The 24,887-nt window shown below is 65.6% G+C and carries 26 protein-coding genes; 12 read left to right on the top strand and 14 right to left on the bottom strand.

Annotation, left to right across the window (positions count from 1 at the left end; translation table 11 throughout):
• Window positions 1-23 precede the first annotated feature (23 nt).
• Both epsC and QCE69_RS32715 read right to left on the bottom strand, forming a co-directional pair.
• Complete coding sequence (epsC, locus tag QCE69_RS32710; RefSeq protein ID WP_409021252.1) at window positions 24-1,016, bottom strand: serine O-acetyltransferase EpsC; 993 nt, start codon at window positions 1,014-1,016, stop codon at window positions 24-26.
• A gap of 140 nt (window positions 1,017-1,156) precedes the next feature.
• On the bottom strand, window positions 1,157-1,390 hold the full coding sequence (locus QCE69_RS32715) for a hypothetical protein (protein WP_309935065.1): 234 nt from the start codon (window positions 1,388-1,390) through the stop codon (window positions 1,157-1,159).
• Window positions 1,391-1,671: 281 nt separating this feature from the next.
• On the opposite strand from QCE69_RS32715, the gene QCE69_RS32720 reads away from it, so the two are divergent.
• Window positions 1,672-2,292: a DUF3005 domain-containing protein gene (locus QCE69_RS32720; RefSeq protein WP_309926800.1), complete on the top strand. Its 621-nt coding sequence runs from the start codon at window positions 1,672-1,674 to the stop codon at window positions 2,290-2,292.
• Window positions 2,293-2,385: 93 nt separating this feature from the next.
• Here the strand turns inward: QCE69_RS32720 and QCE69_RS32725 are convergent, their stop codons facing one another.
• Window positions 2,386-2,535, bottom strand: a complete 150-nt coding sequence (locus QCE69_RS32725; RefSeq protein ID WP_309926801.1) for a hypothetical protein — start codon at window positions 2,533-2,535, stop codon at window positions 2,386-2,388.
• Window positions 2,536-2,700: 165 nt separating this feature from the next.
• On the opposite strand from QCE69_RS32725, the gene QCE69_RS32730 reads away from it, so the two are divergent.
• From QCE69_RS32730 to QCE69_RS32740, 3 genes are all read left to right on the top strand, one after another.
• Window positions 2,701-3,156 carry a hypothetical protein gene (locus QCE69_RS32730; RefSeq protein ID WP_309935067.1) on the top strand — a complete coding sequence of 152 codons (456 nt, stop codon included), beginning with the start codon at window positions 2,701-2,703 and terminating at the stop codon, window positions 3,154-3,156.
• A gap of 136 nt (window positions 3,157-3,292) precedes the next feature.
• Entirely contained in the window at window positions 3,293-3,895 is a 603-nt protein-coding gene (locus tag QCE69_RS32735; RefSeq protein WP_309927542.1) for a short chain dehydrogenase, read from the top strand.
• Window positions 3,896-3,984: 89 nt separating this feature from the next.
• The gene (locus QCE69_RS32740) at window positions 3,985-4,410 is read left to right on the top strand and encodes a GNAT family N-acetyltransferase (protein ID WP_309935069.1); all 426 of its coding nucleotides are present in this window, start codon (window positions 3,985-3,987) and stop codon (window positions 4,408-4,410) included.
• Window positions 4,411-4,416: 6 nt separating this feature from the next.
• Here QCE69_RS32740 and QCE69_RS32745 read toward each other — a convergent pair whose 3' ends face one another.
• The 5 genes from QCE69_RS32745 to QCE69_RS32765 all read right to left on the bottom strand — a co-directional run bounded on the left by QCE69_RS32745 (window position 4,417) and on the right by QCE69_RS32765 (window position 10,436).
• Window positions 4,417-5,355, bottom strand: a complete 939-nt coding sequence (locus QCE69_RS32745; RefSeq protein WP_309926807.1) for an SMP-30/gluconolactonase/LRE family protein — start codon at window positions 5,353-5,355, stop codon at window positions 4,417-4,419.
• A 38-nt stretch (window positions 5,356-5,393) separates the two neighbouring features.
• The gene (locus tag QCE69_RS32750; RefSeq protein WP_309935071.1) at window positions 5,394-6,734 is read right to left on the bottom strand and encodes a type II toxin-antitoxin system HipA family toxin; all 1,341 of its coding nucleotides are present in this window, start codon (window positions 6,732-6,734) and stop codon (window positions 5,394-5,396) included.
• On the bottom strand, window positions 6,734-6,997 hold the full coding sequence (locus tag QCE69_RS32755; RefSeq protein WP_309935074.1) for a helix-turn-helix transcriptional regulator: 264 nt from the start codon (window positions 6,995-6,997) through the stop codon (window positions 6,734-6,736). The genes QCE69_RS32750 and QCE69_RS32755 overlap by 1 nt, the downstream gene beginning before the upstream one ends.
• A 133-nt stretch (window positions 6,998-7,130) precedes the next feature.
• A complete protein-coding gene (locus QCE69_RS32760; RefSeq protein ID WP_309935075.1) occupies window positions 7,131-8,705 on the bottom strand; it encodes an aldehyde dehydrogenase (NADP(+)) in 1,575 nt (524 codons plus the stop codon).
• Between the two features lie 210 nt (window positions 8,706-8,915).
• The gene (locus QCE69_RS32765) at window positions 8,916-10,436 is read right to left on the bottom strand and encodes an MFS transporter (RefSeq protein WP_309927543.1); all 1,521 of its coding nucleotides are present in this window, start codon (window positions 10,434-10,436) and stop codon (window positions 8,916-8,918) included.
• A 288-nt stretch (window positions 10,437-10,724) separates the two neighbouring features.
• On the opposite strand from QCE69_RS32765, the gene QCE69_RS32770 reads away from it, so the two are divergent.
• The 3 genes from QCE69_RS32770 (at window position 10,725) to QCE69_RS32780 (ending at window position 13,457) form a co-directional block, all read left to right on the top strand.
• A complete protein-coding gene (locus tag QCE69_RS32770) occupies window positions 10,725-11,210 on the top strand; it encodes a universal stress protein (RefSeq protein ID WP_309926814.1) in 486 nt (161 codons plus the stop codon).
• Window positions 11,211-11,312: 102 nt separating this feature from the next.
• The gene (locus tag QCE69_RS32775; protein ID WP_309935077.1) at window positions 11,313-12,032 is read left to right on the top strand and encodes a helix-turn-helix domain-containing protein; all 720 of its coding nucleotides are present in this window, start codon (window positions 11,313-11,315) and stop codon (window positions 12,030-12,032) included.
• 138 nt (window positions 12,033-12,170) lie between these two features.
• The gene (locus QCE69_RS32780) at window positions 12,171-13,457 is read left to right on the top strand and encodes an SUMF1/EgtB/PvdO family nonheme iron enzyme (protein WP_309926820.1); all 1,287 of its coding nucleotides are present in this window, start codon (window positions 12,171-12,173) and stop codon (window positions 13,455-13,457) included.
• An 18-nt stretch (window positions 13,458-13,475) separates the two neighbouring features.
• On the opposite strand, the gene QCE69_RS32785 is transcribed toward QCE69_RS32780, so the two are convergent.
• Window positions 13,476-14,330: an NAD(P)-dependent oxidoreductase gene (locus QCE69_RS32785; protein ID WP_309935079.1), complete on the bottom strand. Its 855-nt coding sequence runs from the start codon at window positions 14,328-14,330 to the stop codon at window positions 13,476-13,478.
• Window positions 14,331-14,416: 86 nt separating this feature from the next.
• On the opposite strand from QCE69_RS32785, the gene QCE69_RS32790 reads away from it, so the two are divergent.
• Window positions 14,417-15,016: a TetR/AcrR family transcriptional regulator gene (locus tag QCE69_RS32790; RefSeq protein WP_309935081.1), complete on the top strand. Its 600-nt coding sequence runs from the start codon at window positions 14,417-14,419 to the stop codon at window positions 15,014-15,016.
• A 17-nt stretch (window positions 15,017-15,033) separates the two neighbouring features.
• Here QCE69_RS32790 and QCE69_RS32795 read toward each other — a convergent pair whose 3' ends face one another.
• The gene (locus tag QCE69_RS32795; protein WP_309935083.1) at window positions 15,034-15,822 is read right to left on the bottom strand and encodes an alpha/beta hydrolase; all 789 of its coding nucleotides are present in this window, start codon (window positions 15,820-15,822) and stop codon (window positions 15,034-15,036) included.
• A 113-nt stretch (window positions 15,823-15,935) separates the two neighbouring features.
• On the opposite strand from QCE69_RS32795, the gene QCE69_RS32800 reads away from it, so the two are divergent.
• Window positions 15,936-16,832 carry a LysR family transcriptional regulator gene (locus QCE69_RS32800; protein WP_309935085.1) on the top strand — a complete coding sequence of 299 codons (897 nt, stop codon included), beginning with the start codon at window positions 15,936-15,938 and terminating at the stop codon, window positions 16,830-16,832.
• Window positions 16,833-16,835: 3 nt separating this feature from the next.
• Here the strand turns inward: QCE69_RS32800 and QCE69_RS32805 are convergent, their stop codons facing one another.
• Window positions 16,836-17,750 carry a LysR family transcriptional regulator gene (locus QCE69_RS32805; RefSeq protein ID WP_309935087.1) on the bottom strand — a complete coding sequence of 305 codons (915 nt, stop codon included), beginning with the start codon at window positions 17,748-17,750 and terminating at the stop codon, window positions 16,836-16,838.
• A 121-nt stretch (window positions 17,751-17,871) separates the two neighbouring features.
• Here QCE69_RS32805 and QCE69_RS32810 point away from each other — a divergent pair, with 121 nt between their 5' ends.
• From QCE69_RS32810 to QCE69_RS32820, 3 genes are read left to right on the top strand one after another with little or no spacing between them, the layout of a single operon-like run.
• Entirely contained in the window at window positions 17,872-19,299 is a 1,428-nt protein-coding gene (locus tag QCE69_RS32810; protein WP_309935089.1) for a M20 family metallopeptidase, read from the top strand.
• A gap of 9 nt (window positions 19,300-19,308) precedes the next feature.
• Window positions 19,309-20,601: an MFS transporter gene (locus tag QCE69_RS32815; protein ID WP_309935090.1), complete on the top strand. Its 1,293-nt coding sequence runs from the start codon at window positions 19,309-19,311 to the stop codon at window positions 20,599-20,601.
• 20 nt (window positions 20,602-20,621) lie between these two features.
• Window positions 20,622-21,677 carry a serine hydrolase gene (locus QCE69_RS32820; protein ID WP_309935091.1) on the top strand — a complete coding sequence of 352 codons (1,056 nt, stop codon included), beginning with the start codon at window positions 20,622-20,624 and terminating at the stop codon, window positions 21,675-21,677.
• 4 nt (window positions 21,678-21,681) lie between these two features.
• Here the strand turns inward: QCE69_RS32820 and QCE69_RS32825 are convergent, their stop codons facing one another.
• From QCE69_RS32825 to QCE69_RS32835, 3 genes are read right to left on the bottom strand one after another with little or no spacing between them, the layout of a single operon-like run.
• Window positions 21,682-22,848 carry an ATP-binding protein gene (locus QCE69_RS32825; RefSeq protein WP_309935093.1) on the bottom strand — a complete coding sequence of 389 codons (1,167 nt, stop codon included), beginning with the start codon at window positions 22,846-22,848 and terminating at the stop codon, window positions 21,682-21,684.
• A gap of 24 nt (window positions 22,849-22,872) precedes the next feature.
• On the bottom strand, window positions 22,873-23,883 hold the full coding sequence (locus tag QCE69_RS32830) for a GAF domain-containing protein (protein ID WP_309935095.1): 1,011 nt from the start codon (window positions 23,881-23,883) through the stop codon (window positions 22,873-22,875).
• Between the two features lie 23 nt (window positions 23,884-23,906).
• Window positions 23,907-24,872 (bottom strand): 2-hydroxyacid dehydrogenase, encoded by a 966-nt coding sequence (locus QCE69_RS32835; RefSeq protein WP_309935097.1) that lies wholly within the window; start codon window positions 24,870-24,872, stop codon window positions 23,907-23,909.
• Window positions 24,873-24,887 lie beyond the last annotated feature (15 nt).

Consider the following 24,887-nt stretch of genomic DNA (forward strand, 5'->3'; position numbering starts at 1 on the left):
GTTTCATCGCGCACGCTGCGGGTTCATGCGCCGTAGCCGCTGCCCGGCGCATCGGCGCCCGACCCTTCGCGCACCTTGCCCTGCGACACATTGCTTCCCGGCGGCACGCTGTGCGTAAGCCACACATTGCCGCCGATGACCGAACCCCGGCCGATCGTCACGCGACCGAGAATGGTCGCGCCCGCATAGATCACCACATCGTCCTCGACCACAGGATGGCGCGCGTTGCCCTTGACGAGCGAGCCGTCGCTGCTCGAAGGGAAGCTCTTCGCGCCGAGCGTCACCGCCTGGTACACGCGCACGTGCTGGCCGATGATCGCCGTCTCGCCAATCACGACGCCCGTCCCGTGGTCGATGAAGAAACTCGGCCCGATGGTCGCGCCCGGATGGATGTCGATGCCCGTCAGCGAATGCGCGATCTCGTTGATGAAGCGCGCCAGCAAGGGCACGCCGAGCTTGTGCAGCGCGTGGGCCAGACGATGATGCGTCATCGCCCAGATGCCCGGATAACACAACAGGATTTCGGTGATGTGCTGTGCCGCCGGGTCGCCGCTGAAGGCTGCCTGAATGTCGCTGACGAGCAGCGCGCGGATGGCCGGCAACTGTCCGCCGAACTCGCGTGCGATCGCGAAGGCGCGCGCGCTGACTTCGGCGTCGGCGGTGTCGCGATGCTCGGGCAGGAACCGCAATGCGCGGCGAATCTGCTCGTGCAGCAGACGCAAGGTGCTCTCCAGCGTCTGGCCAACGTAATAGTCGACGCTTTCGTCGGTCAGATCGGGCGCGCCGTAATGCGTGGGAAAGAGCGCGGAGCGCAGGCCGTTCACGATCCTGACGATCGCCTCGCGCGACGGCAATTCGCGTATGCCCAGCGGATGACGCGTGCGATGCAGTTCCTCGCGCGACTGGCGCAGGTCAGCGACGATTCGCACGAGGCCCCATTCCTGGGCGGCGTCGCGGGAGATCTCGTGAGAAGGTTCGAGCGGCGATACGGCGCCGAACTTGGGCGTGTTCTGCATGGGCGGGCATGGATCGAGGGAAAACCGCCGCCATGACACGCAGCGCGCACGGCGGATGAAAGATCAAGCGTAACCGGTTTTGCCCAGACTTGCCGCACAGCGCCTGATGCGCCGCGTGTCGCGCTGTTACGTGAACACCGTCACACCGTTACGTTACTTGCGTCGATCCAGCGCACCGCCCAGTCGCGCGCGTGCGCAATGGCCTCATGTTCGTCGCGGAAGCGCAGGTCGGTGGGAAAGAAGCGGTTCGCGATGAGTTCACCGTCGCTCGATCGCGAGATCACCACGTAGGGCTGGTAGCTGCCATCTCCGGCCCGGGCGGGCGCGCAGTTTAGAAGGTAGCCTCGATGTGAAAAGGCTGCATCGTGTTGCATGAGTCACCTGTATGAAAGTGCCCTGCTCGTTCGAATGGCAATGCGCTTCGTAGACGGCGTGTGGGATGCGTCCTCCTGATTGCCCGCATCCCGTCTTGCAGTTTGCCGCCGACAGGTTCCAAATGATACTTGCTGGAAATCGGCTTGGGGTTGAAAAAAAATCCCGAAAATTTTCGCTTGCCTGCAAGGCGCGCTACGACAAGGGCGGCGGTTCCGGCGCCAAAAAGCCGGAACGAACCTTGCGAGCCAATCGGCTGGTTCAGATCCAACGGAGCAATGCGATGAACAACGCTGAAGCAAACGAGCCGCAGGACAAGCAGACGAAGCGCGCCGCCGACAGTCCAATCAAGACGCCCGGCGCCGAAACCGCGCACGTGCGGATGGACGATGCGCAGAAGGCCGCCGCGGGCGGCGAAGCGCATGCGGGCGCTGGTGCCCAGAGCGGCGTGCGCGCGGAGACGACCCGCGATGGCATGCACATCGGACCGCAAGGCACGTATGAGAAGCCGCCGCGCGGCGTCGATGTCGCCAACGACGACGGACCCGATGACACCGTCGACGCCGACGGCAAGAATCGCGAGGCACAGCGCGACATGGAAATGCGCGCGCGTCAACCGGACGCGGTGATCAATTCGAACGCGACGCCGGTGAACCATGTGCCCGAACCCGGCGACGGGCTCGGCGGTTTCGATAGCCGTCCGGCGCGCAATGGCCTGCTGCTGGCGCTGGAGCGCGGTTATCGGCTGATCGATCGCGGCATGGTCGCGCCGACGGTTCCGGAAGTGGAAGACCGCGTGCGCTTCGAAGGACGCGATGCGCACGGTCATACCTTGCGCGGTCGCAAGCACTACGCGCTCAATCACCTGCGTCCTTCCAGGCTGTTCGAAATCGATCGCGGCTAAGGCGGGTTGAGGCTCATGGGAAGAGTAAAGCCGCATCGATGATGCGGCTTTGCACATGCAATTGCAGTCTCGGCCGAAGCCGAACCCAAAGCGTCACTTCTTTTCCTTCGACTCCTCATCGGACTCGATGCGGGTCACGCCGCCTGTCGCGGGAGGATCGCTCGCCGGGAAAGTATCCTCGACGGCCTTGTCGAGATCCTCTTCGTCACGTTCGGAATGCGGGTGTTGTTCCTTGGTGTTCATTGCTGGCTCCTTGGGTTGGGGTGCGTGCCCCGGATACCTGCAACGCGCGTGCCTTGGCGGCAAAGTGAACTGCCGCAGCAGGCACGATGGTTGCGCATGCTTCCTCGCGACCATGCGCCGCACAAAAACAACGCGACTGACCGTAGATCGATAAGGGGAAGGCCAATGACGACGATCCATGCGTACGACGGCTATCAGAACAACACGGAAGACCTTCAGGCACTTCCTGCAACGCAGCAGCCGCTGACCGCGCCGGAACAACGCTTCACCTCCGCGATGGCGTGTCTCGGCGCCGCTTACGCGCTTTCATGGGCCGAATTCGCGCTGGCGCTTGCCATCGGTCTGCCGGGCGATGCATCGAGCCATCCGGTGGCGGCGTCGATTGTTTCTCGTGTGCTGATCGGCATGCTGTATGTGTGCGTTGCATCGCGGCTGCAATGGGCGCGCTGGCTTACAGTCGCCATCGGCATTCTTTCGGTGGCGCTGGTGGCGCCGACGATCGGCATGCAATGGCATGCGTTCCCCGCCGCCGCACTGGTCTGCGGCGCCGGTCTGGTCTGCAAGCTGGCAGCGTCCCTGTATCTCGTCTCGCCGATGCCGCCGCGTATCGCAAGGCGCTGACACCCTCTAACGCCGGCGCATTCGAAACCGCACGTTTGTAATCCATGAAGCGGGCGCGGCTGTTTCGCGCGTCCGCCGGCTCGCACAATGCAAGGCGGTTTATCGTTATTACTCACGCCCTGGCTTGCGAGCCCACATCATGAAAATTGCCGTCATCGGCGCGACCGGCACGGTCGGCCAGGCTGTCGCCAACGAACTCACAGCCCGCCACGAAGTCATCGAGATCGGCGCCACGCGCGGCGCACATCGCGTCGACTTGATGGACCTCAACAGCATCAAACGCCTTTTTGAATCCATCGGCCGGGTCGATGCCATCGTCGCCGCCGCCGGTCACGTCCATTTCGGCGAACTCGTGAAGATGACGCCCGAGCAATTCCGCCTTGGCCTCGACGACAAGCTGATGGGTCAGGTCAATCTCGTCCTCACCGCGCGCGATCATCTCAACGACGGCGGTTCGTTCACGCTGACGAGCGGCATCGTCGGCGCGGAACCGATCCTGCAAGGTGCGAGCGCGGCCGCCGTCAATGGCGCGATCGAAGGCTTCGTGCGCGGCGCCGCGATCGAACTGCCGCGCGGCCTGCGCATCAACGCCGTCAGCCCGACGATGCTCGAAGAAGCGCGCGAAAGCTTCGGCCCTTACTTCCGCGGCTTCGAGGCTGCCAGCGGCGCGCGCGTGGCATTGGCATACAGCCGCAGCGTCGAGGGCGCCGAAACCGGGCGCGTGTACTGCGTGCATTGAGTTACGCCCGCTGTTCGCTGCCAACTGTGCATGGAGCATGACAAGGCGATCGTCTAAGCTCGGCGCTTCATGACGAATGGAGCGGCGCCATGCTATGGACCCGGGACGACTACCGCGTGAGCACGGACATCGACAGCTTCGACTTCGATGTCATTCATCGCTACCTGAGCGAAGAGGCTTACTGGTCGCCCGGTATCGCGCGCGAGAAGGTGGAACGCGCGGCGCGCCATTCACTCGCGTTCGGGCTGTTCCTGCGTGACGAGCAGATCGGCTACGCGCGCATGGTCACCGATACCGCCACCTTCGCCTATCTCGCCGACGTCTTCGTGCTGTCCGCGCATCGCGGCGCGGGTCTGGGCGTGTGGCTGATCGATTGCGTGATGGCGCATCCCGACCTGCAAGGACTGCGGCGCATGATGCTCGTCACGTCTGATGCCCACCGCCTCTACGCGCGCCACGGCTTCGCGGCCAGCCCGCATCCGGAGCGCATCATGGAGAAGATCGGCCGCGCGTGAGCGCTTTCAGCCGCCCTGCACGCCTTGCGTGTTGACGTAGAGCGCATAGAGGCCATGGCTCGCCGCCATGAACAGACGGTTGCGGTGCCGCCCGCCGAAACACACGTTCGCGCAGCGCTCGGGCAAGTCGATATGGCCCAGCGCTTCGCCTTGCGGCGAGAACACGCGCACGCCGTCGAGTTCCGCGTCGCCCATGCCCCAGCCGCACCACAGGTTGCCGTGGATATCGACGCGAAAGCCGTCCGGCGTACCCGGTCCCGCGTCAATGACCAGGCGCGGCTTGCCGAGGCGCCGGCCGCCGTCGAGCACGTCGAACGCGAAGATCTTGCGCGGCGCGGAACGCGACTCGACCACGTACAGCACCGATTCATCCGGCGAGAACGCCAGGCCGTTCGGTCCGATGAAGTCGTCGATCATCATCGTGATCTCGCCGCTCTGGCCGTCCACGCGATAGACGCATGGCTTCAGCTCCGCCGCGGCCTTTTCGCCTTCGTAGAACCCGTCGATGCCGAACGCCGGATCGGTGAACCAGATCGAACCGTCCGACTTCACGACGACATCGTTCGGCGAATTCAGCGGCTTGCCCGCGTAACGGCCCGCGAGCACGGTGATGGAGCCGTCGTATTCCGTGCGCGTCACGCGCCGCGTCAGATGCTCGCAGGTCACGAGGCGTCCGGCGCGGTCGCGCGTGTTGCCATTGGCGTTGTTCGACGGCTTGCGGAACACGCTCACCTGGCCGCTCTCTTCGTCCCAGCGCAGGATGCGGTTGTTCGGAATGTCGCTCCACAGCAGTGCGCGGGCGTCGCCGAACCAGACCGGTCCCTCGGACCAGCGCGTTCCCTGATAAAGACATTCGACCGATGCCGCCGCCACGCGCAACGCGTTGAAGCGCGGATCCAGCACGCGGATGGCGGGGTCGGGATAGCGGCGCGAATCACTCGACATGGTTGTTCGTCTCCTTGAATGCGTTCATGAGCGCGGCATCATGCGGGCGGCATGGCGTCGAGCGCGGCCACGGACCGGCGCAGTCCGTCGAAGATGCGCTGCGCGACACGCGGCGGGAAGTCGGCGGGCAACTGTGCCGTGACTTCCTCGATGACCGCGGGCGTGCGCTCGATGATCCTCTGGATGACCGGCTCGGCGTTCTCGCCGTAACCGGACTTGAGCGCCAGCGCGTTGAAATGCCGCCGCCGGATGTCGCGAAAGGCGTAATGCCGGCTCTTGCCCGGCAGCGCCATCGCGAGCCGGGCCTTGTGCCACGACCACTGGTTCGCGCCATCGCCTTCCACCGGCCAGATCGACATGACGTCGTACAGCGGCGTGAGCCGATACAGCCCGCCGCGCAGCAGATGCAGGCTGAAGTTCTTCGCGTGTCCGTCCGGCGCGGCGAGCAGCCAGAAGAGCAGTTGCGTGGTGAGCAAGGTTTCGAGGTCGCGCCGCGCCGCACTCGACTGTTGCAGCACGCGCGCCAGATCCAGCACGCCGGGGCCGCCGTCGTGCTCGTACTTGCGATGCGGCGGCAGGCCGCTTGCCTGGCAGAAATCCTCCTGCGGCAGGCGCAGGATCCAGGCGCCGTCGGGATGCGTGCGGCGGTCGAAACGCTCCACCACCAGCACGCGCCGCGCGCCGAAGGTCGCGATTTCCACGTGCGCTGCCGGCAAACCGAACGCGCGCAGTAGGCGCATGCAGAGCCATTCGTTTTCGACCGACGTGGTCAGGTCCGCACGGCGATTGCCCACCAGACCGAGCGGCAGCTTCAGGATGTGAGTGGTCGGCGTCGCGCCGTGCGGCCTGAGCCAGCGCCCGTCGTGGCGCAGCAGCGCGGTCTTTTCCTGCGCGCCGGCGAGCGAGATGCGGAAGTCGTCTTCATCGTCGACGCCGAATGACAGGCCGCCCGCCACCTGGTTCAGCAGCCGCTCGATGTCCTCCTCGCCGAGCGTCTCGCCCTTGATGCGCTCGACGCCCTCGGGCACTTCGTCTTCGCCGAGCAACTGCACCGCGCCCACGCAATCGCGGCCGATGGCCTGCAGGAGATCGAAGGCATCGAGACTGCCGGTCTGGAAGCGCTGGGCGATGCGCCGGCGGATCGCTTCGCTGTCGGGGAGCAGGTTGTCGAAGTAGTTCAGCACGGCCTCGCCGCGCAACGGCGCGCCGTCCAGCGGCACCGGCAGCGAGAGCGACAGCGCGCGCGCCTCGTCGGAGCGCAGCCACGCATCGTCGTACAGCAGTTCGGCCGGGCCGCGTGCGGGCAGACGCCAGGTGGCCATGCGCAGACCGTTGGCCCAGATGGACAAGGCCCGGGAATAAGGCCGGCGTCCGGCCATTACCAGTTCGCTCCGTCCGGCTCGCCCAACTCGAGCAACCCCGCTTCGGGCCGGTCCTGAACCAGCAATTGCAGGCCGTACACGCCGAACATGGCCAGCATCTGATCCAGCGTCAGCGCGCGGGCGTCCCGTTCGAGTGTCGATACCCGGCTCTGGCTGATGCCCAGGCGCGCCGCCGCTTGCGCCTGCGTCAGGCCGGCGCGCCTGCGGCCGGCAGCGAGCACATGGCCCATGTGTCCCACGGTTGCAATGACTTGATGCATGGCGGGCAATATCTGCGAGAAGAATAAACGCATTTTATGCGTCACGCAGATATGCGTCAAACCGCGCTGATTATCTGTGTCGCGCATAAACGTCGTTTATTCTCGACACAGATAATCGCCCGCTAGCCTCGCTTTAGTTCGGCCCGAGCTCGCCGTCCCTGAGCCGCCACAACGAGAGTGGATTGTCATCCGCGAGCGCGGCCGGCAGCAGCGCCGCAGGCAGATCCTGATAGCACACCGGGCGCAGGAAACGCTCGATCGCCATCGCGCCGACCGACGTCGAACGGCTGTCCGAGGTCGCCGGAAACGGGCCGCCATGCACCATCGCGTACGACACCTCGACGCCGGTCGGGAAGCCGTTCGCCAGGATGCGCCCGGCCTTGCGTTCCAGCACCGGCAACAGCCGCCGCGCGAGGTCGATGTCCTCCTTGTCCATCAGCAGCGTCACGGTCAACTGGCCTTCGAGATGGCGCGCAACGGCGCTCATCTCCGCTTCGTCGCGGCACACGACGATCACCGAGGTCGGCCCGAAGATCTCCTCGGCCAGTTGCGGCCGCGCGAGAAACTCGTCCGCGCTCACGCGATACAGCGCCGGCAACGCGCCGCTGTGCGCCTCGCTCTGCGTGCCCGTGGCAATGCGCGTGGCGCTTTCGTCGCGCTTGCCGACGCCGTCCGCATAAGCCGCCGCGATGCCCGCGGTGAGCATGGTCTGCGTGCCCTTCTTCTCCAGCGCGGCCGAGGCACTGTCGATGAAGTCGTCGAGACCGGGGCTGTCGAGGCCGATCACGAGGCCCGGATTGGTGCAGAACTGGCCGACGCCGAGCGTGACCGAATCGATGAAGGCGGCCGCCAGCGTGGTGCCGCGCGCGTCGAGCGCGGCGGGCAGCGCGAACAGCGGATTGACGCTGCTCATCTCGGCGAAGACGGGAATGGGCACGGGACGCTTCGCCGCGATATCGACGAGCGCCAGCCCGCCGCGCCGCGAACCGGTGAAGCCGACCGCCTGAATGGCCGGATGCGCGACGAGCGCCTCGCCGATCGCATTGCCTTCGCCGACCACCAGCGAAAACACGCCTTCGGGCAGGCCGCTGTCGGCGACCGCCTTCTGCACCGCGCGCCCGACGAGTTCGGCGGTGCCCAGATGCGCCGGATGCGACTTCACGACAACGGGACAGCCCGCCGCGAACGCCGACGCGGTGTCGCCGCCCGCCACCGAGAACGCCAGCGGGAAGTTGCTGGCGCCGAACACGGCAACCGGTCCGACGGGAATCTTTTGCAAACGCAGGTCGGAACGGGGCAAGGGCTTGCGCTCGGGCTGGGGGGAATCGAGCGTCGCGCAGAGCCAGCGGCCCTCGCGCACGAGCGATGCAAACAGGCGCAACTGCCCGACCGTGCGGGCCCGTTCGCCTTCGAGACGCGCCTTCGGCAGCGCGGATTCGGCCATGGCGCGCTCGATCAGCGGATCGCCGAGCGCGATGATGTTGTCCGCAATCGCCTCCAGGAACTGCGCACGCGTTTCGAACGGGGCGTTGCGGTAGGCGTCGAAGGCGGCGTCCGCGAGTTCGCAGGCGCGCGCGACTTCCGCCGCGCCGCCGCCGCCGAAGGTCGGCTCCAGGTCCGCGTTGCGCGCGGGGTCGAACGCGCGGAGCGTGGCGTCGGTGCCCCGCACGGCCGATGCGCCGATCAGCATCTCTCCGGTGATCTTCATGTCAGCTCCTCATGGTGATGGCAGGGGGAGCGGCCAGCCTTGCGCTCGCGCCGCCCGCTAATGCGAAGACTCGCGGGTTGCGCCAAGCGTTCCATGCAATCCGCGATGGAAAGGGGTGAAGCAAACGCGATGCACGGTCGCGGCGGCCAGACGTGCACACCTGCACCAGGCAGAAGCTACAGGCCCTGAGAACGGCGCGTCAATGCGGGCTCAGGCCTTCGCCGCCGGCTTGCGGAACGTGATGTGCGCGATGCGCCGCACCAGCAGCACCGCGACCAGCGCGGCGACGGCCGTCAGCATCACGCCGATGTGAATCGACTGCACGAGGGCGTCGCGGGCGGCGTCGAACAGCGCAGGCGCGTCCAGGCCGGCCGCGTTGAGTTCGCCGAGCAGATGTTCGCGCAGCGCTTCGTCGACGAGAATGCGCGGATCGGCCATGCGCGGCAGCCACTGTGCCGAAACCTGCGGACCGAGTACGCTGACCGTGCGCTCGACGACGCTCGCGTAATGATGCGCGACGATCGTCCCGACAATGCTCGTGCCCATCATGCCGCCGACCATGCGGGTCGATTGCAGCAGCGCCGTGGTGATGCCGAAGCGCTCGCGGCCCGCGATCTCCTGCCCGAAGATGTTCATGTTGTTGAGGATGAAGCCCAGGCCGATGCCGATGGCGGCCATCGGCAGTTCGATCCAGACATGGGGCGTCGAGATGCGGGCGAACGCCAGCGCAGCGGACGCGACCAGCAGCAGCGTAAAGCCGATCGACAGGATGTTCACCGGCTTCTTCATGTGAATCACGATGCGCGTGTTGATGAAGCTGCCTAGCGCGATGCACGCGGCGATGGGCGTCGCGAGCAGGCCCGCCTGCTGCGGCGACAGGCCGAAACCGCCCTGCAGCAGCAGCGGCGCGAAGAAGATCAGCGAGAACATCACGAAGCCCGCCAGGAACGACAGCGTGAAGAGCGTGTTGAGCTGGGCGTCGCGGAAGATGTCGAGCGGGATGATCGGATGCGTCGCGCGCCGCTCGCAGATCAGCAGCGCCGCCGCGCAGACCGCCACGCCCGCGCCCAGCGCGATGTTGCCGGTCGTAAAGCCGTCCTTCGGCAGCGCCTCGATCAGCGCCTGGAAGCCGCCGAGCACGAGTCCGACGAGCGCCGCGCCAGTCCAGTCGATCTTCACGCCGCCCGCGCGCGGCCGGTGCAGGTTCGGCAGGTGCGACCAGATGAAGTACAGCGCCGCGATGCCGACCGGCAGATTGACGAGGAAGGTCGAGCGCCAGCCCCAGTGCTCGCTCATCCAGCCGCCCAGCGAAGGCCCGGCCGCCGTGCCGATGCCATACGCCGCCGCGAGCACCACCTGCCAGCGCACGCGGGTGCGCGGATCGGGGAACAAGTCGGGAATCGATGCGAACGCCGTGCCCACCATCATGCCGCCGCCCACGCCTTGCAGGCCGCGCGCGAGCACGAGGAACAGCATGTTCGGCGCGAGTCCGCACAAGACGGAGGCCAGCGTGAACACGATCACCGCCGCCACCACGAAGCGCTTGCGCCCGAAGTAGTCGCCGAGCCGTCCAAACACCGGCACCGTCACCACCGACGCCAGCAGATAGGCGCTTGCGATCCACGCGTAGAACTCGAAGCCGTGCAGCTCGGCCACGATCGACGGCAAGGCCGTGCTGACCACGGTCTGGTCGAGCGCGACCAGCATGTTGACGAGGCCGATGCCGAGCATCGCGTAGAGGGCGGTTCTGAAAGCGAGGGCGGGTGCGGCGGGCGGCGTCTGGGTCACGGTGAGTCAGGCAGGCAGGCGGAAGAAATGCTACAAGGAGATCGCGGCCGCCGAATTAAGCGGCCGCTGATGCCGAGAAGGACGAATTGTACGGCCTGCCTTGCGCGGGATCGACCTTTCGCCAAAAAGCCGCACGGCACGGCAAGACGCGCGCCTTATCATCCGAAGGCACGGCGGGACACACGCATCGCCCGCCGTACGCCACTCGATCGTCTTCAGGGGGAAATCGTCATGTTCCAACGCATTCTCGTCGCCATCGACGGCAGCCGCACCTCGCAACACGCGTTCGAGGCCGCGCTCGATCTCGCCGCCACGCATCACGCGGTCATGCAGCCGTACTACGTCGTCGAGACGGGCCCCATGTACATGGACGTGCCCGGTTACGATCCGACCTCGCTGCAAAAGAGCCTGATGGAGCAAAGCGCGGAACTGGCGCGCGACACCACCGCCGCCATGCAGGCGCGCGGGATTGCCGGCGATGTGGTGACGGTGGAGGCCACCGCCAGCGATGACGTCGCGACGCTCATCATCCAGGCGGCCGCGGCCTTCAACGCCGACCTGCTGATCATGGGCACGCACGGCCGCAAGGGCTTCCGGCGGCTGATCCTCGGCAGCGTGGCCGAACGCTGCCTGCGCCAGGCGACGCTGCCGGTCTTGCTGATTCCATCCGCCGCGGGAGCCGACGAGGAAGCCGACGAGAAAGCCGCGGACGCCTGATGTAAAAATTGCTGTACGGGTTGCAGCCTGCGTCAATTTTCCACGCTGGGGGCGGAAAGCAGCGTGGGAAAATCGTTTGTCTTTCATCAATAAACGAAGCCCATGAGCGCACTGTCCGACACCCACCGCGCGCGGCGCAACGCGGCAAATTGCTCCACCTGCGCCATGCGTCATCTCTGCATGCCTGAAGGACTCTGCACCAGCGACGTCGCCAAGCTGGAAAACATCATCTCCGTCACGCGCAAGGTCAAACGGGGCGAAGCGCTGTTTCGCGCCGGCGACCGTTTCGACGCCCTGTTCGCGCTGCGCGCCGGCTCGCTCAAGAAGGTTGTCGCGCAGGACGGCGGCCGCGAACAGGTCACCGGCCTGCTGCTGGCCGGTGACGCGGTCGGCTTCGAGAGCATCGAGGAAGGCGTGCATACCTGCGACGCCGTCGCGCTGGAGGACAGCACCGTGTGCGTGGTGCCCTACCCGCTGTTCGAGCGCATGTGCCGCGAGACCGACGCCTTGCAGAAGCGCCTGCACCGCATGATGAGTCACGCGCTGAACCGGGAAGTGAATCACGTCGTCAGGCTCGGCATGCTGCGCGCCGACGAACGCGTCGCGCGCCTGCTGCTCGACATTTCCTCGCGACTTTCGCGGCGGGGTTATGCGGCGTCCGAGTTCACGCTGCGCATGACGCGCGACGACATGGGCAGCTATCTCGGCATGACGCTCGAAACCGTGAGCCGCACGCTGTCGCGCTTCGACCGCTCGGGGCTGATCGAAACGCAGGGCAAATTCATCCGCATCCGCGACTTCGACGGCCTGCGCGCCGTCTGATCTCCGCCCCGCCTGGCGCGGATCCGCCGCCGATTGTTTCCAGAGTGAGAATAATCGGCGCTCATTTTTCAGTTGGCACGCTGCTCGCTACGCATTAGGCTCTTTAGCCTAGCTGGCCTGCCAAGGAGAATGAGCGAGATGAATCGCGAACCTTCACTGCGTCACCCTCTGCTCGAACGCCTCGCCGAGGCCCGACGCGTCACCGACGAACTTTTCGGCGTCGTCAAGCCCGAACATCTGTATGACAGGCCGATTGCCGAGCGGCATCGGATCGTGTTCTACATCGGGCATCTGGAAGCCTTCGACCGCAATCTGTTCGACCAGCGCCTGTTCGACCTGCCGAGCCCGAATCCCGCCTACGACCAGCTGTTCGCGTTCGGCATCGATCCGGTGGACGGCGGCCTGCCCACCGATCAACCCGCCGACTGGCCCACGCTCGACGAAGTGCGCGCCTATCGCGACACGGTACGGGCGGCGATCGACGCCTGTTTCGATCCGGTCGAACTGGCGGCAGCCCCGCTTTCTCCGGACGAATCACCCGCGCAACTGCTCGAAGTCGCCATCGAGCATCGTCTGATGCATGCGGAAACGCTCGCGTACATGCTGCATCAATTGCCGGTCGATAGAAAAATTGCGCCGTCCGATGCGTTGTCGGACCGCAGCTCGGACCGTCCGCTCGCGCACGAGAGCGTGCGCGTGCCGGCCGGTACGGTGACGCTGGGTCTGGCGCGCGACAGCGGCCTGTTCGGCTGGGACAACGAATTCGGTGAACAGCGCGTCGACGTGCCCGCGTTCGAGATCGACCGCCACATGGTCACGAACGGCGACTGGCTGCGTTTCATCGAGGCCGGCGGTTATTCGAACCGCGCCGTCTGGGACGATGCCGACTGGGCATGGAAGGAAGAACAGCGCATCGCGCATCCGGCCTTCTGGATTCCGTCGGGCGCCGCGTGGACGCTTCGCACGATGTTCGACGAGATCGCGCTGCCGCTCGACTGGCCGGTGTTCGTGAGTCATGCCGAGGCGAAGGCTTATGCCCGCTGGGCTGGCAAGAAGCTGCCGAGCGAGGCGCAATGGCAGCGCGCGGCCTCGGGTGCGCCGCATGTCGCGGAAGGCAACTTCGATTTCCGCCGCTGGGATCCGTCGCCGGTACAGGCGCATCCGGACAACCGCAGCGAATTCGGCGTGGAAGGCCAGTTCGGCAATGGCTGGGAATGGACCTCGACGGAATTCGCGCCGCTGGACGGCTTCGAACCGTTTCCGTTCTACCTGGGCTATTCGGCCAACTTCTTCGACGGCAAGCACTTCGTCATCAAGGGCGGCTCGCCGCGCACGGCCGCCTGCATGCTGCGGCCGAGCTTCCGCAACTGGTTCCAGGGGCATTACCAGTATGTGTACGCCGGGTTCAGGTGCGTCAACGCGTGATCAGCGCAGCCGCTTCGATCACTTCCCCGGCGCGGCAATCGTGAATGCCGCCATGGCAGACCAGTCCCGTTCGCCGAAGCCCGCCTCGACGGTTTCGCGCATGCGGCCATGCACGGCGGACAGCATCGGCAGGATGCGGCCGGCATCGTCCGCGGCTTCCGATGCAAGCCGCAAGTCCTTCAGCCCGAGCGTCGCCTTGAAGCCGGGCTCGTAGTTTTCGTTCGCGATGTTCGCCGAATAGACCTGATACGAACGGCTGCCGAACAGCGTGTTCAGGATCACGTCGAAGAAGCGTTCGCGCGGCAGCCCGTTCGCCTCGGTCAGCACCACGGCTTCGGCCATCGCTTCGATCGCCATCGTGATCATCATGTTGCAGGCGATCTTCGCGGCGTTCGCAGTCGGCGCATGATCGCCCATGTCCCAGATGCGTCCGCCGATCACTTCAAGCAGCGGACGCACCTTCGCCAATGCATCGGGCGGTCCTCCTGCCAGCACGTTGAGTTCGCCTTTCGCCGCTACGTCGGGGCGTCCGAGCACCGGCGCGGAAACATACGCGATGCCCGCCGCCTCGTGCGCCGCGACCAGCTCGCGCGCGAACGCCACCGAGATCGTCGATGAAAGCACGTGCACCAATCCGGGTCTTGCGTGAGCGAGCACGTTGGGGACGAGCAACGTCGAGCGAATGGCGTCGTCGTCTGCGAGCATGGTGAAGACCGCGTCGCTCTGAAAAGCTTCAGCGGGCGATGCCACCATCGTGACGCCTTCAACCGATCCGCCCGAACGGTTCCATGCCTTCACCGTATGTCCCGCGCGCGCCAGATTGCGCGCCATGGCGCGTCCCATCGCGCCCAGTCCGATCATGCCGATTTCCATGGCCTCGCTCCTGTCGGTCAAGCAGCTTGAATTAAACTAGTGGCCACTATATATTTCCGGAAACCGGGCCGCAAGGAGTTTTGATAGTGACCGCTATTTTAAAAAGGGAAGCGAAGCCGGGGCGCGGGCGTCCACGCGCCTTCGATCCCGACGCGGCGCTCGCAATCGGCCAGCGCATGTTCCATGCGGCCGGCTACGATGCCGTGGGCCTGAGCGCGCTCACGGATGCGCTCGGCGTCACGCCGCCGAGTTTCTACACGGCGTTCGGCAGCAAGGCGGCGTTTTTCGAGCACGTGCTGGCGCGCTATACGGGCAGCGAACTTGCGCTGACGGAGATCCTGCGTGAGGATCGACCGCCTGTCGAAGCCCTTGCGGATCTGCTCGAACGCGCGGCCCGGCGTTATGCACGCGATCCCGAATGCACCGGCTGCCTCGTGCTGGAAAGCGCGCGCGGCAACGGCGACAGTGAAAGTGCTTCACTCGCGCGACAAGCTGCTGAACGTCGTCGGGCGCAGATCCGCAAATTCGTCGCGAAGACGCATCCGCGTCAGGCGAACGGCGCGACGGACTATGTGTCGGTGGTGATGTCCGGCTTGTCGGGCTGCGCGCGCGAGGGCATGAGCGCGGCGCGGCTCGTGAAGGTCGCGAAGGCCGCTGCGACGGGACTGCGCGAGTTGCTCGCATAACCTTACCTGCGCTTGCGCTAACGGCCGTCCCCGACCGCTTCCGCAAAGCGCGCAATGATGGCCGCCAGTTCGCCGGGCGCTTCCAGCGGCGAAAGATGGCCCGTGCCCGGCAGGATGTGCATCGTCGCTTGCAGAATGCGGTGCATCAGTTCCGCGCGCAGCGTGTCGGGCGGGTCCACTTGATCGAGTTCGCCGGAGACGACGATCACCGGCACGTCGATCGCGCCCGCCGTCACACCGATGTCTTCGCGCATCGCCACGTTCGGCCACGCCAGCTTCGCCTGCGGCGCGCCTTTCAGACTGTCCTCGATGACCTGCTCACGCCGCGCGGCATCGAGCGGTCTTGCGGTCAGCACGTGATCGATGACGAACTCCACCGCTTCGCGCGACTGATACGCGCCGGCCAGAGTCTCGCGCTGTTCATCGGGAAGGAGGGTCGGCGTCGGCGGAGAAGGCGCGACGAGCACCAGACCTGCGAGCCCGCGCGGCCTGCGCGATGCAATCAATTGCGCGACCTTGCCGCCCATCGAATGGCCGACGATCACATAGCGTTGCAGGCGCAGCGCGTCGATGACACCTTCGGCGTCGGCGGCGAGATCGGCGATGCGATAGCCATCGGCGGGCGCGCTGGAAGCGCCCCAGCCGCGATGATCCGTCGCCACGGTTCGGAAGCGCTTGCTCAGATCGCCGGCAACCGCATTCCAGGTGCGCGACGAGCCGCCGTAGTAGTGCAGGAACACCAAGGCGAGCCCGCCGCTACCCCGTTCCTCGACGTGTATCCGCACGCCGTTCGTATCGATGTCCATGATCCGAGCCCTTTTTCGGAGGTTGAGTTTGCATTCTGGAATCAATCGCCCGGATTGATAATTGCCGCTTTCCTATTGACAGTCGATAATCAGATTATCGAATGGGAGGGCGTATGGACCGGCTCATGAGCCTCAGCGTGTTCGTCGCCGCAGTGGAGGAAGGCAGCTTCGCAGCGGCTGCGCGCCGTTTCGGCTTGTCGGCGGCGATGGCGGGCAAGCACGTCAGCGCCATCGAAGCCGAACTGAACGCGCGCCTGCTGCAACGGACCACCCGGCGCCTGAGCCTGACCGACATCGGCCAGACCTACTACGAGCGTGCCCGGCGCATTCTCGAGGCCTATGACGAGGCGAATCGCGAGGCCAGCGACGCTCAAGGCACCGCGCGCGGCGTGTTGCGCGTGGCCGCGCCCGTGAGCTTCGGCGCGCTGCATCTGGGCGGCGTGCTGGCGCGCTTTCTGGAGACGCATCCGCATGTCAACGTGGAAGTGCAGCTAGCCGATCGCTACATCGATCTGATCGAGGCGGGCGTGGACGTTGCCATCCGCATCGGACGCCTGCAAGATCCGCAGCTCGTGACGCGCAAGCTTGCCCCATGCCGAATGGTGGTGTGTGCATCGCCGGCCTGGCTGAAGCAGTACGGCACGCCGCGCCATCCCGACGATCTGCGGCAAGCGCCGCGCCTTGCCTTCAGCGAAGCCGTGTCGGCAAACGACTGGACACTGCTCGACGCGGACCAGCGCGCGCATGTCATCGACGGCCCGTGCCGCATGGCCGCCAACGACATGCAGATACTGCTGGCCGCCGCCCTTGCCGGTGCGGGCATCGCATATGGTCCCGCCTTCGTGTTCGGCGATGCGATTGCGCGCGGCGATCTGATCGCGCTGCTGCCGGACTATCGCGCGGCCGACCTCACGATTCAAGCCGTCTATCCGAGCACGAGGCACATACCGGTCAAGGTCAGGCGTTTTGTCGACTGTCTTGCTGAAACGCCGTGGGAACGGTGGGCGTGACGCTCACGACCCCGGCTCCATCACCTCCGGCTTGTCGATCGCCTCCTTCAGCAACTCGACGAACGCCTGCACCGGCTGCGGCAGAAGCCGCCCCGCCATCGTCTGCACTTGCAGGCTGCGCTGATGCAGTTCGGGATTGCTCAACGAAATCGCCGCGAGCCCGTCGGTATCGAGCCGGCCGCGCACGGTGACATAGCCGGTCAGCGTGATCGCATCGGTACGCCGCACGAAGCTCTGTAGCGCCACGTGGTAGTTGCTCGTGAACACTGGCTCGAACACCAGTCCTTCGAGACTGCATGCAATGTCGAACAGTTGCCGCAGCGTCACGCCCTGACTGTGCATCGCAAGCGGCCACTTCAGGAGATCGGCGAGCGACAGCATCGATTGCGAAGCCAGCGGATGACCCCGCCGCATCAGCGCATAAACCGGCGCGCGCTGAGCATAGTGAACCTGCACGTTTTCTTCAGGCGCCATGCTGAAGCACACGGCAATGTCGTGTGTGCCGTCGCGCACGCGCTGGGTCGCGATGGACGGCGCCGAGACATCGAGCGCGAAATGCGCGCGCGGATGCGTGCTGCGAAAATGCGCGAACAGCTGCGGCAGGAAGTCCGGCGCGACGCCCTCCGAAGCCGCGATACGGATGGTCGCGCGGCCGCTGGCGCTGAGTCCCATGATCTCCTCGACCACGCGCTCTTCCTCCAACTGGCTGCGCCGCGCGTGATTCGCGAGCAAACGTCCTGCGTCGGTGAGCACCATGCCGCGCGGACGCCGCTCGAACAGCGGCGTGCCCACCTGTTCTTCCAGCTTGCCGATCTGCCGGCTCAACGCCGAGGTCGCCACGAACAAGCGCTCGGACGCCTTGCTCAGCGAACCGCTTTTGACGACTTCAAGGAAATAGCGCAAAGCGGTCTGATCCATGAGCTTTCAGAACGTAATCACCTTGCCGAAATGGCAACGGTCGCAGTGAAATATTGTAATTGTTCAGAAATATCGGCGAGGTCAGCATGGGTCGTCATCGAACCTACTGGACAGAGACGACGTGAGCCGCGATACCGCCATTCAGCTTGCCGCCCGCCATTTCGACTCGGGCGCGTTCCTCGAAGACCTGCAGCGCCGCGTCGCGCATCGCACGGACAGTCAGGAGGCCGACAGCGGCGCGCGCCTGCGCGCCTATCTCACCGACGACCTGATGCCGACGCTCGACGCATGGGGCTTCACCTGCCGCATCGCCGAGAATCCGCACGAGGGCGCCGGGCCGTTCCTGATCGCGCACCGGCACGAGAGCGACGACCTGCCGACGGTGCTGAGCTACGGTCACGGCGACGTCGTGCGCGGCTACGATGCGCAATGGCGCACGGGCCTCTCGCCGTGGAAAGTAAAGGTGGAAGGCGAGCGCTGGTACGGACGCGGCACCGCCGACAACAAAGGCCAGCACAGCATCAATCTCGCCGCGTTGAAGGCCGTGCTCGACGCGCGCGGCGGCAAGCTCGGCTTCAATCTGAAGCTCTTGTTCGAGACCGGCGAGGAAGTCGGCTCGCCAGGGCTGTGGGCGATCTGCGAGCAGTTGCGCGATGAACTCGCGGCCGACGTGCTGATCGCCTCCGACGGTCCGCGTCTCGCCGCACATCGTCCGACGCTGTTCCTCGGCTCGCGCGGCGTCCTCAATTTCCGGCTCGACGTGAAGCTGCGCGACGGCGCGCATCATTCGGGCAACTGGGGTGGCCTGCTGCGCAATCCGGCCGTGGTGCTCGCCAACGCCATCGCCTCGATGGTCGATGCACGCGGCAAGATCCTGATCGATGGACTGCGTCCGCCGCCGATTCCGGATTCGGTGCGGCGCGCGCTGCAGGACATCGAAGTGGGCGGCAATCCGGGCGAGCCGGAAGTCGATGCCGATTACGGCGAGCCCGGACTCACGCCCGCCGAACGCGTGTTCGGCTGGAACAACATCGAAGTGCTGGCCTTCAAGACCGGCAACCCCGAGAAGCCCGTCAACGCGATTCCCGACCGCGCCTTCGCGCACATGCAGATCCGCTTTGTCGTCGGCACGGACTGGCTCAATCTGCGCGACATCGTGCGCCGCCATCTCGATGCGCACGGCTTTCCGCTGGTCGAGGTCGAGATCGAACGCGGCATGCCGGCCACGCGGGTCGATCCCGACAATCCCTGGGTCCAATGGGCGTTGCGCTCGCTCACCGAGACCACGGGTGCTACGCCCGTGCTGCTGCCCAATCTCGGCGGCACGCTGCCTAACGACGTCTTCGCCGACATTCTCGGCATGCCCACGCTCTGGGTGCCGCATTCGTATCCCGGCTGTTCGCAGCATGCGCCGGACGAGCATCTGCTCGGGCCTGTCGTCTCCGAAGGCCTGCGCATCATGGCCGGCCTGTTCTGGGATCTCGGCGCGCGCGAAGGCGACGCAGCCGCGATCAATCCCGCGTTTCATCTTCCCCGCCAAGCGAAGTGAGGCTTCTTCATGAGCACTGATTCCGTCGGCATGACCCAGGCCGCCTCCGGGCAGGCCGAGCAGAGCAAGATTGCGCGGCTCATCGTCGCGACCTCGATCGGCAATGCGCTGGAGTTCTACGACCTCGTCGTGTACGGCTACTTCGCCGGGATTCTCTCGAAGCTGTTCTTCCCAGCGCAGGACCATACGGTCTCGCTGCTGCTGACGCTCGGCACCTTCGCGCTGTCGTATCTCGCGCGGCCCGTCGGCGCGCTCGTGCTCGGCTCGTACGGCGACCGACACGGCCGCAAGGCCGCGCTGACACTGTCCATCGCGATGATGACCATCGGCACCGGCATCGTCGCGCTGATGCCGCCGTATGCGACCATCGGCATCGCGGCGCCGATCCTCATATTCGCGTCGCGCCTGCTGCAAGGCTTCTCGGCGGGCGGCGAGTTCGGCAGCTCGACAGCCTTCCTCGTCGAGCACAAGCCGGAACGCAGCGGCTTCATGTCGAGCTGGCAGTTCTCCAGTCAGGGCGCGAGCACGCTGCTCGCCTCGCTGTTCGGCGCGGTCCTCACGAGCACGCTGACGCCCGCACAACTCGAAGGCTGGGGCTGGCGCATCCCGTTCCTGTTCGGCATGCTGATCGGGCCGATCGGGCTGTATATCCGCCGCCGCATGGACGAGACGCCGGAGTTCGAGCACGCAGAGAAGCTCGCCTCGCCCGTGCGTGTGATGCTCGCCACGCAGAAGGAACGGCTGCTGGTCTCCATCGGCTCGCTGATCCTCACGACCACGGCCAACTACATGCTGCTCTACATGCCGACCTACGCCACGCGGCAACTCGGGCTGTCGCCTTCGTCGGGCTTCATCGCGACGCTTTCGGCGGGCTTCATCATGATGGTGCTCGTGCCGGTGGTCGGGCATCTGTCGGACAAGTACGGGCGTTATCGCATCATGATCACGACCGGCGTGGTGTTCTTCCTGACCGTGTATCCGGCCTTCATGTTCATGAACGCGCATCCTTCGCTGCCGACGCTCATTGCGGCCGTCGTCTGGGTCGCGTTGCTCAAGGCCACCTACTTCGCGCCCATTCCCGCGCTGATGGCCGAGCTGTTCCCCACCGCCACCCGCACGACCGGCATGGCCTTCGGCTATAACATCGGCACCACGGTGTTCGGCGGCTTCACGCCGCTCGCCGTGGCGTCGCTGATCGCCGTCACGCACAACAATCTCGCGCCCGGCCTGTATCTGATGATCGCGGCCGTCCTGAGCCTGTTCACCCTGGTGTGGGCAAAGCGGCGCCTGAACATTCGTTGAGTACCGAAGGAGTCAGCAGCATGAATGAGGCTTTGCAGCGCGCGATCCGCTTTTCGATCGACCATGAATCCGCCTGGGATCGCAAGGTCGACGGCAACTGGGGCGTGCATGTCAACGATCCGCCGCCGTGGAACCGGCTGCTCGGTCCCGTCCATGATCGCGGCGGCGTGTCGGGGGCCATCGCTCTCGATGGCAAGCTCATCGCCAGTTGGGGCGAGCCGGACCGCGCGGATCTCACGTTCAGCATCGCCAAGACGTATCTCGCGCTGCTTGCGGGCGTCGCGTTCGATCGCGGCCTGCTGCCCGATCCCGACGAACCCGTGCGCGAACGCATTCGCGGCATCGGCTTCGACGATGCGCACAACGCGCAGGTCACCTGGACGCAATTGCTGCAGCAGACGAGCGAATGGACCGGCGAATGCTTCGGTCTTCCGGATCAGGCGGACCACTATCGCGCGGTCACGTTCGGCGACCCGCCCGCCGGCAAGAAGGGCGAGCGCCGGCCTTTGAACACGCCCGGCACGTACTGGGAATACAACGACGTGCGCATCAACCAGCTTTCGCTGGCGCTGCTGCATCTGTTTCGCGAGCCGCTGCCGGAAGTCTTCCGCACGGCCATCGCGGAGCCTTGCGGCCTCTCCGGCAACTGGAACTGGGCGGGCTATGACCACACGTGGACCGAGATCGACGGCAAGCGCATGCAGTCCGTGCCCGGCGGCACGCATTGGGGCGCGGGCATGTCGATCAGCGCGAACGATCAGTTGAAGATCGCGCAGATGCTGCTCGACGAAGGCGTCTCGAACGGGCGGCGCGTGCTGTCGGCGGAATGGATCGCGCGCATGCGCACGCCGGTGGCGCTCGCGCCTTACTACGGCTATCTCGTGTGGCTCAACAGCGGACAGAAGATGTTCCCGCGCGTGCCGGCATCGAGCTATTTCGGCGTGGGCGCGGGCAGCTCGTTCATGTGGATCGAGCCGCAAAGCCGCCTCGCGCTGATCGTGCGCTGGCTCGACTCCGCTTACGCCGGCGAATTCTTCGGCCTAGTGCATGAGGCGCTGGAACCGCTGCGCCGATGACGCTTCAGTGCGCAACCTCGCGGACCGGGCAACGCGGGATGTCGAAGAAAAGGCGGGCGCCTTCCTGGCAGTCTTCCGCGCCGATCATGCCGTCGTGTTCCTGGACGATGGACCGGCAGATGGACAGACCGAGGCCGATGCCTTCGGGTTCGGTCGTGAAGAAGGGTTCGAAGAGATGCTGCCTCGCATCCACCGAGAGCCCCGCGCCCGAATCCGTGACGGCCACCCTGAAGTAGCTGTCGCCGACGGTATCCACCGTGATCAGGATGTCCTTCCGTTCGCCCGACGCACGCTGGATCGAGCGTATGGCATTCGTGATGAGGTTCATCAGGACCTGCTGCATCTGGAGGTTGTCGGCGCAGACCATCGGAGCAGGCGATGCAATGGCGGTGCGCAGCGTGATGGCGTGACGATCCAGTTCCTGACGCACGAGGGGCAGCACTTCGTAGAGGGTGTCGGCGAGATCGATCATCTTGCGTTCCGCGCGGCTCTTGCGGGCAAACGAACGAATGCGGTTGATGACGTCGTTGGTGCGCTGCGCCGACTTGACGATTTCATCGAAGCTGCGGCTCGCGTCGCCGACTGAAGGCGAGCGCCGGTCGAGCCAGCGCAAGCCCGCCTCGCCATTCGCGATGATGCTCGCGAGAAGCTGCTTCATCTCGTCGGCGATGCTGGCCGTCAGTTCCGTCAGCACCGAGAGGCGGGTCACGTGAGTGAGGTTGGTCTGTGCTTCCATCAGCGCGTTCTGCGCGTTGCGGGAGTCGGTGACGTCGGCCAGCGCTCCCACATATTCGACCGCCCCGCTCGTGGCTCGGATCGATCGCGCGACCATGCGCAGATAGCGCAGTGCGCCTGATTTCGCCGTCAGCCGGAACTCCTGCTGGATCGCGTCGTCGCTGGGTTTGTTGCGGAAGAACGCGGCGGCGACGCTTTCGACGTCATCGGCGTGGATCCTCGCGAGAATGTCCTCGATCTCGATGTCGGCGGTGTCGTCCGCGTCGAGAATGCGGCGGCACTGCGCGGAACAGTGCAGGATGCGTGAATCGATCATCCAGCTCAAGCTGCCGATGTTGCTCAGGCGCAGGGCCTCGGAGAGATGCGCCTCGCTGCGTCTGAGCGCGTCTCCCGACAGCCGCCGTTCGGTGACATCCGCCGTGGTGCCGATATACAACCGCGGACGCTCGCCGGGCCGGCTTCATGGCCGCAACACGATCTGCAGGCGGCGCCATGCGCCGTCGGGCCGGTCGATCGAAAATTCAGTCGTGAAGATCTCGTCCTTCACATCGCTGATGATGGCCAGCCCATGCAGGCCGATGACCCGCTCACGGTCGGTCGCATGCACGTGTTGCATCAGCGCGTCGAAGGTGGGAATGCCGTTGGCTACGCGCAAGCCCCAGATGTCGTACACCTGCTCCGACCACTGCATGTCGCCGGAATCGGCGTTCCAGGTCCACGCGCCCGTCTTGCTGATCCGCTGGCCCTCGGCGAGCAGCGCCTCGCTGCGCCGCAAGCGTTCCGCGGTCAGCGTGCGCTCGCGATTCTCTTGTTTGAGCGCGTCGTAGAGCCGGGCGTTTTCCATCGACACCGCAGTCTGCGCCGCCAGGATTTCGACGAGCGAGATCTTCGCGCGGTCGATCGGCGTGGATGTCGAACGGTTCTCCGCGTACAAAATGCCAGCCAGGCGGTCCTGTCTCAGTACAGGGAGAAACAGGCCCGACTTCGGACGATGAGCATGCACATACGGATCGTCCGGAAAGGCTTCGGGTTGATCGATCAGCAACCGCTCACGGCTGTTCATGACCGTATGAGCGATCGTCATCGGCAGCAAGGCACTGAAGATTTCGTTCGCGCGACAGCTGACTTCCACGCGCTGCGGCGAGGCCACGGCCTCCGCCACCACTTCGGCAATACCGTCGATCAACAGGATCAGGACCGCCCGTTCCACGCCCAGTTGCGTCACCGCGATCCGCATGAACTTCTTGATGAGCTGCGCCCGGTTCAGTTCGCACGACAGCTCGCGCGACATCAGGATGGCTTCGGCATCGGCGCAATCCCGGGGCACGGGAATCGATTCCACCAAGTCAGGGTTCGTCAGGGCGTCTGGCGTGACGAAGCCGGCGAGCAGCGTCGATACGGCGCGGGCGATGTCAGGCAACCCGCATGTTAGGGCGAACGCCGCACGCCTTCTTTCGAAAGCGCACGGCATTTGCGGACGGACACGGAGCAGCGTTACGTGTACTGGAGTGAAGCGGTGCCCGTCGCGCGGGTGCGCGGACCGTCGATGTCGAAATGCCTGGCGAGCGCATCCACGACGTGTTCCGCCATCGCGTGACGCGTTTCGTGCGTGCCCGACCCGATATGCGGCGTCAGCACCAGCCTGCGATCGCGCAGCAGCGCCTCGGGAACCTCGGGCTCATGCTCGAAGACATCGAGCGCGGCGCCCGCCAGTCCGTCCGCCGCCAGCGCCGTGACCAGCGCGCGTTCATCCACCACCGGACCGCGCGCGATATTCACGAGGAAACCAGCCGGCCCGAGCGCGCGAATCACGTCCGCATTCACGAGATGATGCGTCGCGGGCGAAAGCGGGCACGTGAGGATCAGCATGTCGCTGTCGTGCGCGAGCCGGGTCACGCCGTCGTACCAGGGCAGCTCGACATTCTTGCGGCTCGGCCCGAAATACGCGACGGTCGAACCGAAGGCATGCAGGCGCTTCGCGATCGCCGAGCCGATCGTCCCCAGCCCGACAATGCCAACCTTCATCCGCGAAATCGAGCGTCCCAGCCGGTACTGGCTCTGCGTGAGCCATTGGCCCGAGCGCACGAAGGCATCGGCGTTCAAGAAGTCGCGCGTGAGCGCCAGCGCAAGACCCACCGCCGCATTCGCCACGTCTTCCGCCAGGATGTGCGAGGTGTTTTCGATGCTCACTCCACGCGCACGCACCGCGCCGATGTCCACGTTGTCCAGTCCCGCGCTGTAACTCGAGATGATTTCCAGCGCGGGAAGCGCATCGAGGAAGGCGGCATCGATCTTCGTCTTGCGCAGCGCAATGCCGCGGATCCTGCTGCCCTGCTCTTGCAGGAACGCGTGCGCGGCGGCGGGATCGTCGGGCAGGTCGAGCACCGTGAAGTGCGTTCTCAACTCCTCGTGAGTCCACTCGGGCAGGTCGGCCGCATTGAGAATGATAGGTCGGGTCATGGTTCGGAATGAATG

The organism is Caballeronia sp. LZ032 (assembly GCF_031451315.1).
Lineage (GTDB): Bacteria > Pseudomonadota > Gammaproteobacteria > Burkholderiales > Burkholderiaceae > Caballeronia.